This is a genomic window from Gilliamella sp. wkB112 (genome assembly GCF_001690685.1).
Taxonomy (GTDB): Bacteria; Pseudomonadota; Gammaproteobacteria; order Enterobacterales; family Orbaceae; genus Gilliamella; species Gilliamella apicola_J.
On record NZ_LZGL01000005.1, the window covers coordinates 83,433 to 96,330 of the forward strand.

A 12,898-nucleotide genomic window follows, 5' to 3' on the forward strand; every position below is an offset into this window, starting at 1 on the left:
AAATAGGAAGTTAAAACATGAAAAATTTAACCGTTAAAAAAGTTGCATTAGGCTTATTTTTAGCCGGTTATGCAGCGAGTAGCGCATTTGCAATAACTGCATCAACAAAGAATTTCATTCAAGGTAATCTACCTGTCTTTAAGTCTAATGAGCAAGGTGCTGCTGAGCATACCATGACTTTTAAGATTATGGACCAAGATAAGCCGACAGATCAAATTGGTTCTCGACCAGCTAAAGTAAAGGATATTATTAGAATTGAATTTAATTTAGAAGATGCTGATAAAGATAAATTGTCCGCTGATAGAATAAAAGAGACTTTTAAAATCTTTATAAAGAAAAATAAAAATGATAGTACTGAAGCGTGGAAGGAAGTTGATCATGCTGATTTGACAGATCTAAAAGTGGAACTAAACAATGATACTGATAAGGATAAGGCTGTAATTTCATTTGTAATTTCAGATAAGTTTGCTGGTGCAGAACATATTGGTTATCAACTATTAGAAAGAACAGAGTTTGGTGCTCCGTATGCTAATAAATGGTTGTTGGTAACCGATGTCTGGTCTCAAGCAAACCCAAATGCTAAAGATCCTTCAGATGAGAAAAATCCAACTACACCACCAAAAGATCCGGATACAGGGGATTATGGTCCAGGTGATAGTACCAATAATGGTTCAGGACCAATTGAATCAACAAAAACAAGAATTGGTATCTTTAAAATTACTGGTGCAGCTGTAGATGTAAATAGTATAGACTATTCACGAGAAGACAAAATACCTGAATATGGTGACAAATTTGCAGCTGTAGTTTGGATGGAGGACATTGAAAATGATAAATTAGATGCCAATGAAGTTACTAAAACAGGTAGTTATACATTTACTTGGTCATTAACCGGTGATTATGATTATAAAACGCTAAATAACCTCGATAAAGATAAACTATCAGCTAAAAAAGATCAAAATGATAAATATGAGGCACTTACACAGAATGTCTCTAACGGAACCGGCGATTTGGATAAAGGTACTAATAACGTTATTATCTTAGGTTCAACAGCCCCTGACGTTACTAAACATAATGAAGTATATGACACAAGCTATTATCCTGCTGGAGCTCAAGGATATAAGCTTACTGTGACAACCAACTAATTATTAGTTTATGCATATTAAAAACCACTCTAAAGAGTGGTTTTTTTATAAGTCTAATTTTTATTATAACAGGGGTATTAGATTAGTGACATCTATTAAACAACTAATATTCAATTAAGAGTAGTTTTTTAGTGATTCAATTTGTAGATAGTTTTGTAAATAAGTTTCAGGTTAACTATATGTTTTAGTATAAATGTAAAACAGATTATTTTAATAAGACATAAAACTAAAATTACTCTTCTTATTCTACATTTGATACTTTAAAATAACTATAATTTAAACTCACTATAATCAAAATATGATTATTCCTTGGCAAGATCTTGATCCTAAAACATTAACAAATTTAATAGAATACTTTGTATTGCGTGAAGGTACTGACTATGGTTGCCAAGAAAAGTCATTACAAGAAAAAGTTAATGATGTGAAACTTCAATTAGTTAATGGTTCTGCCGTGATTTATTGGTCAGAATTACATGAAACAGTAGATATTAAACGTTTAAAATAATGGTTAAATTCATCGATTATGAGTATATAAATTATTGTGTAACTTTGTTATAGTGTATAAGTTGTAAATTAAATGGAGAGGAAGGAATTATGCTAGGTAAACAGCAATCAGATACAACATTGGAATGGTTTTTGTCTCATTGCCATATTCATAAATATCCAGCAAAAAGTACCCTTATTCATCAAGGGGAAAAAGCCGAAACTCTCTATTATATTGTAAAAGGCTCTGTTGCAGTATTGATAAAAGATGATGAAGGTAATGAAATGATTTTATCCTACTTGAATCAGGGGCAATTTCTGGGTGAGTTAGGGTTGTTTGATGAAGGAACTGAGCGCAGTGCTTGGGTTAAGGCCAAAAGCAGTTGCGAAGTGGCCGAAATTTCTTATAAAAAATTTAAACAACTCGTTCAAGTTAATCCAGATATTTTAATGCGGCTTGCAAGCCAAATGGCTAGTCGTTTACAAGTAACGTCAGAAAAAGTGAGTAATTTGGCTTTTTTAGATGTTGCCGGACGTATAGCACAAACCTTACTAAATCTTGCTAAACAACCTGATGCGATGACTCATCCTGATGGTATGCAAATTAAAATTACTCGCCAAGAAATTGGTCAAATAGTTGGGTGCTCGCGTGAAACAGTTGGTCGAATATTAAAAATGCTTGAAGATCAGCATTTAATTTCTGCACATGGTAAAACAATCGTAGTTTATGGCACACGTTAATTGCCTAGACAAACATTATATGGCGTAAGTGCAAAAATGATTGAAACAGTACAGAGTATGACGGTATGACCCAACAACAATGTGTTCCTAGTCATGTGGCTATTATTATGGACGGGAATGGTCGTTGGGCACAACACCGAAACCAAATACGTGCTGTTGGGCACAGAGCTGGCTTAAAGGCAGTTCGAAAAATTGTAACCTATGCAGCTAGTATTGGTGTAAAAGTTTTGACCTTATATGCATTTAGTAGTGAAAACTGGAAGCGCCCCTCAACTGAAGTTTCAGCATTAATTTCTCTATTTATCTACGCATTGAATCGTGAAATGAAAAGTTTAAATAAAAATAATGTCCGTTTAAACATTATTGGTGATATTTCACGGTTTAGTAACCATCTACAAAATATGATAATTAATGCTGAACAATTAACTAAAAATAATTCGGGTTTGGTTTTAAATATTGCGGCTAATTATGGTGGGCGTTGGGACATTTTGCAGTCAGCAAAAAAAATTACTGAACAAGTTGTAAATGGTCATCTAACCTTAGATGATATTACCGAAGAGCGTTTTAGCCTTGAAATGAGCTTATATAATTTGCCCGAAGTTGATCTAGTTATTCGTACTGGTGGGGATTATCGGATTAGTAACTTTTTGTTATGGCAAATTGCTTATTCTGAACTTTATTTTACCGATATTTTGTGGCCTGATTTTAATCCATCGTTATTTGATGAAGCAATTAAAGCATTTAATACCAGAGAACGGCGCTTTGGTGGTATTGATGATAAGGAACAAACATGCTAATTCAACGTATATTTGCTGCAATTATACTTATTCCATTAGTGTTCATTGCACTTTTTATAGCCCCTTTATCGATATTTGTAGGTATCATGATTGTGGTTGCTGGTTTGGCTGCTTGGGAGTGGGCACAATTTCTGCATCTTACCAATAAACAATCAAGGTTAGTTTTTTCACTAGCAACTATTATTTTGTTAAGTTTACTCTATTACTTTCCTATGACAATTGTAGCCAAATTACAGCTATTTAGTGTGCTATTAATTCTGGCTGCTGCTTGGTGGGTAGTTGCTCTGGTTTTGGTTGTTAGTTACCCAATCACCTCCAAATATTGGTGTAATTCAGTGATTGTAAAATTATTATTTGCTTTTTTTACTTTAGTACCGTTTTTTATCGGTATGATTGAATTAAGATCTATTAATTATATGTCCAATACTTATACTGGTGCTAGTTGGTTAATGTATGTATTTGTTTTGGTGTGGGCAACCGATACTGGTGCTTATTTTGCTGGGCGTAGCTTTGGTCGACATAAATTAGCTCCTAAGGTATCACCCGGTAAAACTATAGAAGGTTTTATTGGGGGAGTGTTACTTGCAATTATAGTGAGTTTGCTCTCTTATGTTTCTGGAATTTTCGCAATTAACTTTAGCACTTATGCTATCAGTTCTTTATTAGCTATTTTGGTTTCGGTATTAGGTGATTTAACTGAAAGCATGTTCAAACGCGAAGCCGGGATAAAAGATAGTGGTCATTTAATTCCTGGGCATGGTGGTATTTTAGATCGCATTGATAGTTTAACAGCTGCAGTTCCAATCTTTGCTGTATTATCCTTATATTTATTATAAAAAGGTGATCGATTTTGCTTTGGGCATTATTGTTATTTATTATAACTATCAGTATATTAGTTACTGTTCATGAATTTGGGCATTTTTTTGTTGCTCGCCTATGTGGTGTTAAAGTAGAGTGTTTTTCAATTGGTTTTGGTAAAAAATTGTGGTCACATAAATTTTCGAGTGGAACCGAATTGGTTATTGCTATGATTCCTCTTGGTGGTTATGTTAGAATGCTCAATAGTAAATTAGTGACATTATCAACTAATGAAGAAAAATTTGCTTTTGATAACAAGAAAATTTGGCAAAGAGCTGCAATTATTTTTGCAGGGCCGTTGGCTAATTTTTTATTAGCTTTTATTTTTTATTGGCTGATTTTTTTAATGGGTGTGATGACTTATCCGGTTCAAATACAGGCAACAGTCCCCGGGTCACCTGCCGCAACAGCGGGCATTCCACCAGGAGCAGAGTTAAAAGAGATTAATAATATAAAAATAGACAGTTGGGATGATGTAAATTTAACATTAATTTCCATTTTGGGGCAAGATAGTGTATCTTTATCTTATTTAGAAAATTATGATAAAAATCAATCGGAAGAATTTAAAAAAGATATTAATATTAGTCACTGGCGTTTTGATATAGAAAAAGAATCTGCTATCACAGCATTTGGTTTTATTCCTAAAACATTGGAAATTTATCCAATTGTGAGTAAAATTGTAGCAGGTTCCGCGGCTGAAAAAGCTGGTTTGCAAAAAGGTGATAAAATTATTAGCTATAATGATCATTCTTATGTTAACTGGAATGACTTTTCAGCCGAAATTAAAAAATCTATTCCTATGATTTTAAAGGTTAATAGAGAAAATAAGGATATTTATATTAACTTAGTACCAACAATTAATGCAAATGGTGAAGGCATTGCAGGAATATATCCTACATCCAATGCAGTAGTTAAGCAGTACGGTTTTTTTGAAGGATTTGGTAAAGGATTGAGGCAAACAGGATTAACGACAAGATTAACTGTTCATTCACTTTATCAGTTAGTAACAGGCGTTATTGGTCTTAAACATTTATCTGGACCAATAACTATAGCAAAAAGCGCAGGGCAAACAGCAAGTTATGGTTTTACTCCCTATTTATATTTTTTAGCATTTATTAGTGTAAGTTTGGGTGTGATCAATCTTGTTCCATTACCAATGTTAGACGGTGGGCATTTAGTATTTTTATTTTTAGAAAAGATAAAAGGAAATGCCTTATCAGATAGCACACAAGAACTGTTGTATCGAATTGGTTTTGTTTTATTAATGGTAATTATGGGAATTGCACTATTTAATGATGTTTTACGATTGTGATGGAATGAGGTTATAAACATTTACAATGAAAATAAATAAATTACTTATAGCATCTTTGCTGTTTAGCACCACAGCAGTATATAGTTCCAACGCATTTTGTGTTGAAGATTTTGTGGTTAAAGATATTAAATTTGAGGGCTTACAGCGAGTAACTGTAGGCGCGGCATTACTGGAAATGCCTGTGCAAGTTGGTGATTATGTTAATGAAGCTGACTTAGGTAAAATTATTAAATCACTTTATTCTAGTGGTAATTTTGATAATATTAGCGTTTCGAGAGATGGCGACAGATTAATTGTTCATGTAGAAGAACGCCCAACTATTGCGAATATTACTTTCTCTGGTAATAAATCTGTTAAAGATGACATGCTGAAAAAGAATTTAGATAGTTCTGGCGTTCGTGAAGGTGAAGCCTTAGATCGTACAATGCTCTCTGGTATTGAGAAAGGTCTTGAAGATTTTTATTACAGTGTTGGTAAATATAATGCTCAAATTAAAGCAGAAGTAATACCATTATCACGTAATCGAGTCGATTTAAAATTAGTAATAGCTGAAGGTAAATCAGCATTAATCGATCAGATTAATATTGTTGGAGCCAAAGCTTATTCTTCAGAAGAACTTATTTCGCGGTTTTCCTTACGAGATGAGGTTCCTTGGTGGAATATGCTTGGAGATCGTAAATATCAAAAACAAAAATTGGCTGCGGACTTAGACGAGTTGCAAAGTTTTTACCTCAATCGTGGTTATGCACGCTTTAATGTTGAATCTACCCAAGTAAGCTTAACACCTGATAAAAAAGGCATTTACGTTACCATTAATATTCATGAAGGTGAACAGTATAAATTATCAGATCTTGACTTCAAAGGTAATTTTGCTGGGCATAAAGAAGCTGTTGCCAAAATAGCAAAAGAACGAGTTGCTGTAGGTGAACTGTATAATGGTAAAAAAATAACTGAAATAGAAGATAATGTTAAGCGTCTATTAGCTAATTTTGGTTATGCTTATCCTCAAGTTGTGATTCAACCAGAGATGGATGATACCGCGCATACTGTAAAATTGACCGTACTTGTAGATGTTGGTCAGCGTTATTATGTTCGCAACATTAAAATAGTGGGTAATACCATAACCAGTGATAGTGTTGTTCGCCGTGAACTTCGTCAAATGGAAGGTGCATGGTTAAGTAATGGTTTAGTCGAATTAGGTAAAGAACGTCTAAATCGTTTGGGATTTTTTGATACCGTTGAAGCAAGTACAGAACGAGTTCCTGGTGTAGATGATCAGGTAGATATTATTTATAAGGTCGCGGAGCGTAATACTGGTAGTATCAAGTTTGGTGTTGGTATTGGTTCTGATAGCGGAGTTAGTTTCAATGCGGGTATTTCGCAAGATAACTGGTTAGGAACAGGTAATAGTGTTTCATTTGATATTAATACAACCAATACCGATAAAACTGCCTCAATTTCAATTGTTGATCCGTATTTTACTGTTGATGGTGTAAGTTTAGGTGGTAGCATCTATTACAATACTTACAAAGCTGATGATGATGAAGAATCAGAATATTCTAGTAAAACATGGGGTGCCGAAGCCAATTTAGGTTTTCCAATTAGCGAAAATAACTTCCTGCGTTTTGGTACTGAGTTCGCGAATCATAAGCTATCTGATATGGACCCACAATATAGTATGTGGCGTTATTTTGATTCGATGGGCGAAAAAATGAAGAATAAAGGTTCATCATTTACTTATAATACTAATGACGTGTTATTGAATGCTTATTGGACTTATAACTCTTTAGATCGAGGATTTTTCCCGACTGATGGCTTAAAAATTACCGCAAATGCAAAAGTTACTGCGCCGTTATTTGATAACCGGTTCTATAAATTAATCACTGACGCTTCTTACTATTATCCAATAGATACTGATCATAATTGGATATTTTTGACTCGAGGTCGTGTAGGATATGGTAATGGGCTTGGTGGTAAAGAATTACCGTTTTATGAAAACTTCTTTGCCGGCGGCTCATCAGTTCTTCGTGGTTTTAAATCCAATACCGTAGGTCCAAAAGCAGTGTATTTTAATAGGATTGGTTGTGATTTGGATAATACTAAAGAATGCGTTAAATCTAAAGATGCCGTGGGTGGGAATGCTTTGGCCTTTGGTAGTGCCGAGTTGATTGTACCAACGCCATTTGCTAGTGAGAAATATGCAAATAGTATTCGAACTTCATTTTTCTTTGATGCAGGTACTGTATGGGATACAGAATGGAACGTAAAAAGTAACCATGATATACCAGATTATAGTTCCCCGTCTGATGTGCGAATGTCTGCAGGGCTGGCAGTACAATGGATGTCTCCGCTAGGACCATTGGTATTTTCTTATGCCCAACCATTTAAGAAATATGATGGAGATTCGTCTCAACAATTTCAGTTTAATATAGGTTCAACATGGTAGTTTAGTGTTGTAAATAAATAAATTATACATAGGTGAAAAAAGTGAAAAAAATTATATCTATCCTTGGCGTTAGTGCGGCATTATTATTTACTGGCATGGCCAATGCAGAAGTTAAAATCGGTGTTGTAGATGTAATGTCTGTATTACAACGTATGCCTCAACGTGAAACAGTTGGAAAAGCTTTAGATAAAGAGTTTGAAGCTAGAGCTAAATCATTACAAGAAGAAGAAAAGAAAGCTGGTGATGCTTCCGCTCGTTTGAAAAAAGATGGTTTAACATTGTCTTCATCTGAAAAAGCTAAATTAAATAAAACTATTTCTGATTTTGAAAATAAAGCTAAAGCTTTTTCAGCAGATTATCGTAAGCGTGAATCAGAAGAAGCTGGAAAACTATTACTTAAAATTCAAGAAGCAGTTAAAGATATTGAGAAAAATGAAAAATACGATATTATTTTGAAAGCTGAAGCAACATTATTTGCATCAGATGCAGTAGATATTTCAGATAAAGTATTGGACAAGGTTAAAAAATAATGTTTGCTTTTCGTTTAGAGCAACTAGCAGAAAAACTTGATGCCAAATTACATGGTGATGGTGATTTAATCATTACAGGTGTGGCATCAATGAAAAGTGCAATAGCCGGGCAAATAACTTTTTTGTCTGACAAAAAATTACAGAATCAACTAATCTCATGCAAAGCTTCTGCTGTAGTAATGACGCAAGACAGCATAGAACATTGGCATGGGGCAGCTCTAGTAGTAAAAGATCCATATCTTACTTATGCCAAATTAGCCCAGAGCCTTGATACCACGCCTTCGCCTGCATATGATATTGCACCATCAGCGGTAATAGATTCCACTACTAAATTAGGAAATAATATTGCTATAGGTGCCAATGCAGTTATAGAAAGTGGTGTAGTATTGGGTGATAATTGTGTAATAGGTGCAGGGTGTTTTATTGGTAAGAACACCGTAATTGGTTCTGGTAGTAAACTATGGGCAAATGTATCCATTTATCATAATTGCGTGATTGGTAAAAATTGTTTGATCCAGTCAGGAACAGTGATTGGTGCAGATGGGTTTGGTTATGCTAATGATAAAGGTAAATGGATCAAAATCCCTCAACTTGGTCGAGTTGTAATAGGTGACAATGTAGAAATTGGCGCTTCAACCACGATAGATCGCGGGGCTCTTGATGATACTATCATTGGTAATGGTGTTATTATTGACAATCAATGTCAAATTGCCCATAACGATATCATTGGTGATCATACAGCGGTAGCTGGTGGTGTTATTATGGCCGGAAGCTTAACCATTGGTCGCCATTGTTTAATCGGTGGAGCAAGTGTTATCAATGGACATATGGAAATCTGTGATCAAGTTACAGTGACTGGAATGGGGATGGTAATGCGTCCAATTAGTAAACCTGGTATTTATTCGTCAGGTATCCCATTACAAGAAAATAAAGTATGGCGAAAAACTGCTTCATTAGTCTTGCATATTGATGAAATGAATAAGCGTTTGAAAGCACTTGAAAAGAAACAATGAAATGTCTCGACGTGAGTGACTACGCTCGGTATAATGCCTGCCTATTTTGAAAGTTTTTTAACTCAATTATATTTTTTATATAATTATGAGTAGATAATATTTAATAATTCCGAGGTATAAAGATGCAAGTTTCGGTTGAAACAACACAAGGTTTAGGTCGACGTTTATCTATTACTATTAAAGCTGAAGATATTACAAAAGCTATTGAAAAAGAGTTAGTTAATACAGCCAAAAAAGTACGTATTGATGGTTTCCGTAAGGGTAAAGTACCTTTAAAAATTGTCGAGCAACGTTATGGTGCTTCTATTTTGCAAGACACATTAAGTGATCTGATGCAAAGAAACTTTGTGGAAGCAATTATCCAAGAAAAACTAAACCCCGCAGGTGCACCAATTTATACTCCTACCGAGTTCAAAAATGGTGCGGATTACACCTTTACTGTTGAATTTGAAGTTTATCCACAAGTTGAAATTAAGAATTTAGATAAAATTGAAGTCGAAAAACCTGTTGCAGAAATTAGTGATGCAGATATCGAAACTATGATCGAAACTTTACGTAAGCAACAAGGTACTTGGAAAGAAGTTGATCAAGCTGCTAAAGAACAAAATCGGGTAACTTTAGATTTTATAGGTCAAGTTGATGGTGCCGAGTTTGATGGTGGTAAAGCTAATGATTTTGCATTAGTATTAGGTCAAGGTCGTATGATCCCTGGTTTTGAAGATGTTATTGTTGGTCATAAGGCCGAAGATAAGTTTGATATTAATGTAACTTTCCCGGAAGATTATCATGCTGAAAATCTGAAGGGTAAGCCTGCAGTATTTGCAACCACACTAAAAAAAGTTGAGAAACTTGAACTTCCTGAACTGACTGCAGATGTTATAAAGCGTTTTGGTATTGCTGACGGAACTATTGATAGTCTCCGGGCAGAAGTTAAAAAGAATATGTCACGTGAGCTTAAGGCAACAATTCGTAATAAAATCAAGACGCAAGTCATTGATGGATTAGTGAAAAATAACGAAATTGAAGTGCCAGTAGCATTAATTGAACGTGAAATTGACGTGTTACGTCAACAAGCAGTATCTCGATTTGGTGGTAATTCTAAACAATCTATGGATCTTCCCAAAGAGTTATTTGAAGCAGAAGCAAAACAACGTGTTACTGTCGGATTATTATTTGCTGAGTTTATTGAAAGTAACAAACTTAAGGCTGATGATGAACGAGTGAAATCGTTGATTGATGAAATAGCTACTGCTTATGAAGATCCTAAAGAAGTTTTAGAATATTATAGTAAAGACAAAAAAGCGATGGATAACATTCGTTCTGTAGCATTAGAAGATCAAGTAATAGATTTATTGTTAGCGAGTGCTAAGGTAACTGATAAGAATTATTCTTTTTCAGAGTTAATGAATCAGCAACCAGCTTAATTTATTAACTATTTTATTTATTACAATAAGATCATTATAAGCCCAAATTAGGAATATCTGTTTGGGCTATTTTGTTTAATAGGAGATATAAATGTCTTTGGATCCATATATGAGCGTTATTCCCATGGTTGTTGAGCAGAGTTCTCGTGGTGAAAGAGCTTATGATATTTATTCACGATTGTTGAAAGAACGGATTATTTTTTTGACAGGTCAAGTTGAAGATAACATGGCCAATCTTGTTATTGCACAAATGTTATTTCTTGAAGCGGAAAATCCCGAAAAAGATATTTACTTATATATTAATTCACCTGGTGGTGTGGTCACGGCTGGTATGGCTATTTATGACACCATGCAATTTATCAAACCTGATGTTAGTACTATTTGTTTAGGGCAAGCATGCTCAATGGGGTCTTTACTTTTAACAGCTGGAACTAAGGGTAAACGTTTTTGCTTACCTAATGCTAGAGTTATGATTCATCAACCACTAGGTGGTTTTCAGGGACAAGCTTCTGATATTCAAATTCATGCACAAGAAATATTACAAGTTAAGAGTAGGTTAAATAATATTTTGGCTTTGCACACAGGGCAAGATATTAGCGTAATTGAGAAAGATACTGATCGTGATAATTTTATGTCTGCTAAAAAAGCAGTTGAATATGGTTTAGTCGATGCCATATATAGTAAACGATCTTAATATAATAGGTAGGTGTTAATAGTGAATAATGAAAATTCAGAAAAATTACTCTATTGTACTTTTTGTGGAAAAAGTCAGCATGAAGTGCGCAAACTGATTGCTGGTCCATCATCTATTTATATTTGTAATGAATGTATTGGATTATGCAATGACATCTTAAAAGAAGAGACAAAAAGCTTCCTTTCGCATGAAGAGTTCATTAATAAACCATTACCTACACCACATGAAATTCGAGCGCATCTTGATGAATACGTAATTGGCCAAGAACGCGCCAAAAAAGTTTTATCGGTTGCGGTCTATAATCATTATAAACGTTTACGTAATTACACTAATCGAGATGATGTTGAATTAGGTAAAAGTAATATTTTATTAATTGGTCCAACAGGAAGTGGTAAAACTTTATTAGCTGAAACTTTAGCCCGTTTTTTAGATGTACCTTTTGCTATGGCTGATGCCACAACGCTTACCGAAGCAGGTTACGTTGGCGAAGATGTCGAGAATATTATTCAAAAATTATTACAAAATTGTGACTATGATGTTGAAAAGGCGCAACGCGGTATCATTTATGTAGATGAAATTGATAAAATCTCACGCAAATCTGATAATCCTTCCATTACTCGGGATGTATCTGGAGAAGGTGTTCAGCAAGCTTTATTAAAAATCATTGAAGGCACTGTTGCATCGGTACCCCCCAAAGGTGGACGTAAACATCCTCAGCAGGAATTTTTACAAGTTGATACATCAAAGATTCTTTTTATTTGTGGAGGCGCTTTTAGTGGCTTAGATAAAGTTATTGAAAATCGAGTTTCAACTAATACCGGAATTGGTTTTAGTGCTGAAGTGAAAAGTAGCAAGCAAAAGGCGACGCAATCAGAACTATTAGCACAAATAGAACCGGAGGATTTAGTTAAATTTGGATTAATTCCTGAATTTATTGGTAGGTTACCAGTTATTGGTACTTTATCTGAATTGGATAAAGATGCTTTAATTAGCATTTTAACCGAGCCTAAAAATGCCTTAACTAAACAATTCCAAACGTTATTTGATTTGGATGGTACTAAGCTTGAATTTTCTAAAGAAGCACTAGATGCTATTGCTATCAAAGCAATGCAACGGAAAACTGGGGCGAGAGGATTGCGTTCAATTGTGGAAAATATTTTATTAGATACCATGTATGACTTACCATCTACTAGAAATGTAAAAAAAGTCATTGTAGATCGAGAAACAGTTGAACAATCTCAAGCACCACAATTAATTTATGAGTCAAATACCGAACTTTCAGCTTAAAATATCAATTACTTATCGCTATAAAATGGCGATAAGTAATCTAAGTTATCTGTACTAATTTTTATTGAAAAACAAGTTTCGGACTTTTAAAAATAGTATATATATTGTGTGATAAAGTAGGCTTGAATATCTAAAAATAATCCCAATAATTAGTAGATAGGTTGGTACTAA

At 34.3% G+C, this 12,898-nt stretch carries 12 protein-coding genes; all 12 read left to right on the top strand.

All coding sequences use genetic code 11. The annotated features are described in order from the left end of the window. Positions 1 to 17: 17 nt before the first annotated feature. The 12 genes from A9G12_RS01445 to clpX all read left to right on the top strand — a co-directional run bounded on the left by A9G12_RS01445 (position 18) and on the right by clpX (position 12,727). The gene (locus tag A9G12_RS01445; RefSeq protein WP_065564103.1) at positions 18 to 1,142 is read left to right on the top strand and encodes a hypothetical protein; all 1,125 of its coding nucleotides are present in this window, start codon (positions 18 to 20) and stop codon (positions 1,140 to 1,142) included. Positions 1,143 to 1,440: 298 nt separating this feature from the next. Next, positions 1,441 to 1,647, top strand: a complete 207-nt coding sequence (locus tag A9G12_RS01450; RefSeq protein WP_065564104.1) for a YheU family protein — start codon at positions 1,441 to 1,443, stop codon at positions 1,645 to 1,647. An 86-nt stretch (positions 1,648 to 1,733) separates the two neighbouring features. Next, positions 1,734 to 2,366, top strand: coding sequence for a cAMP-activated global transcriptional regulator CRP (gene crp, locus A9G12_RS01455; RefSeq protein WP_065564105.1), 633 nt, complete (start codon positions 1,734 to 1,736; stop codon positions 2,364 to 2,366). Between the two features lie 65 nt (positions 2,367 to 2,431). Beyond that, positions 2,432 to 3,163: an isoprenyl transferase gene (locus A9G12_RS01460; protein WP_065564106.1), complete on the top strand. Its 732-nt coding sequence runs from the start codon at positions 2,432 to 2,434 to the stop codon at positions 3,161 to 3,163. Then, positions 3,157 to 3,999 carry a phosphatidate cytidylyltransferase gene (locus tag A9G12_RS01465; protein ID WP_065564107.1) on the top strand — a complete coding sequence of 281 codons (843 nt, stop codon included), beginning with the start codon at positions 3,157 to 3,159 and terminating at the stop codon, positions 3,997 to 3,999. Before A9G12_RS01460 ends, A9G12_RS01465 begins: the two co-directional genes overlap by 7 nt. Positions 4,000 to 4,013: 14 nt before the next feature. After that, positions 4,014 to 5,333 carry an RIP metalloprotease RseP gene (gene rseP, locus A9G12_RS01470; RefSeq protein ID WP_176701733.1) on the top strand — a complete coding sequence of 440 codons (1,320 nt, stop codon included), beginning with the start codon at positions 4,014 to 4,016 and terminating at the stop codon, positions 5,331 to 5,333. A 25-nt stretch (positions 5,334 to 5,358) separates the two neighbouring features. After that, complete coding sequence (gene bamA, locus A9G12_RS01475; RefSeq protein WP_065564109.1) at positions 5,359 to 7,779, top strand: outer membrane protein assembly factor BamA; 2,421 nt, start codon at positions 5,359 to 5,361, stop codon at positions 7,777 to 7,779. Between the two features lie 41 nt (positions 7,780 to 7,820). Further along, the gene (locus A9G12_RS01480; RefSeq protein WP_065564110.1) at positions 7,821 to 8,309 is read left to right on the top strand and encodes an OmpH family outer membrane protein; all 489 of its coding nucleotides are present in this window, start codon (positions 7,821 to 7,823) and stop codon (positions 8,307 to 8,309) included. Then, a complete protein-coding gene (gene lpxD / locus A9G12_RS01485; RefSeq protein WP_065564111.1) occupies positions 8,309 to 9,322 on the top strand; it encodes a UDP-3-O-(3-hydroxymyristoyl)glucosamine N-acyltransferase in 1,014 nt (337 codons plus the stop codon). The genes A9G12_RS01480 and lpxD overlap by 1 nt, the downstream gene beginning before the upstream one ends. A 122-nt stretch (positions 9,323 to 9,444) precedes the next feature. Beyond that, on the top strand, positions 9,445 to 10,746 hold the full coding sequence (tig, locus tag A9G12_RS01490) for a trigger factor (RefSeq protein ID WP_065564112.1): 1,302 nt from the start codon (positions 9,445 to 9,447) through the stop codon (positions 10,744 to 10,746). A 91-nt stretch (positions 10,747 to 10,837) separates the two neighbouring features. Further along, on the top strand, positions 10,838 to 11,440 hold the full coding sequence (gene clpP / locus A9G12_RS01495) for an ATP-dependent Clp endopeptidase proteolytic subunit ClpP (protein WP_065564113.1): 603 nt from the start codon (positions 10,838 to 10,840) through the stop codon (positions 11,438 to 11,440). 21 nt (positions 11,441 to 11,461) lie between these two features. After that, entirely contained in the window at positions 11,462 to 12,727 is a 1,266-nt protein-coding gene (clpX, locus tag A9G12_RS01500; protein WP_304362709.1) for an ATP-dependent protease ATP-binding subunit ClpX, read from the top strand. Positions 12,728 to 12,898: the final 171 nt, after the last annotated feature.

Bases quoted from the DNA above. Each gene is read 5' to 3' on its own strand.
- A9G12_RS01445 (WP_065564103.1), top strand. From the start codon at position 18: ATGAAAAATTTAACCGTTAAAAAAGTTGCATTAGGCTTATTTTTAGCC.
- A9G12_RS01450 (WP_065564104.1), top strand. From the start codon at position 1,441: ATGATTATTCCTTGGCAAGATCTTGATCCTAAAACATTAACAAATTTA.
- A9G12_RS01460 (WP_065564106.1), top strand. From the start codon at position 2,432: ATGACCCAACAACAATGTGTTCCTAGTCATGTGGCTATTATTATGGAC.
- A9G12_RS01465 (WP_065564107.1), top strand. From the start codon at position 3,157: ATGCTAATTCAACGTATATTTGCTGCAATTATACTTATTCCATTAGTG.
- bamA (WP_065564109.1), top strand. From the start codon at position 5,359: ATGAAAATAAATAAATTACTTATAGCATCTTTGCTGTTTAGCACCACA.
- lpxD (WP_065564111.1), top strand. From the start codon at position 8,309: ATGTTTGCTTTTCGTTTAGAGCAACTAGCAGAAAAACTTGATGCCAAA.
- tig (WP_065564112.1), top strand. From the start codon at position 9,445: ATGCAAGTTTCGGTTGAAACAACACAAGGTTTAGGTCGACGTTTATCT.
- clpP (WP_065564113.1), top strand. From the start codon at position 10,838: ATGTCTTTGGATCCATATATGAGCGTTATTCCCATGGTTGTTGAGCAG.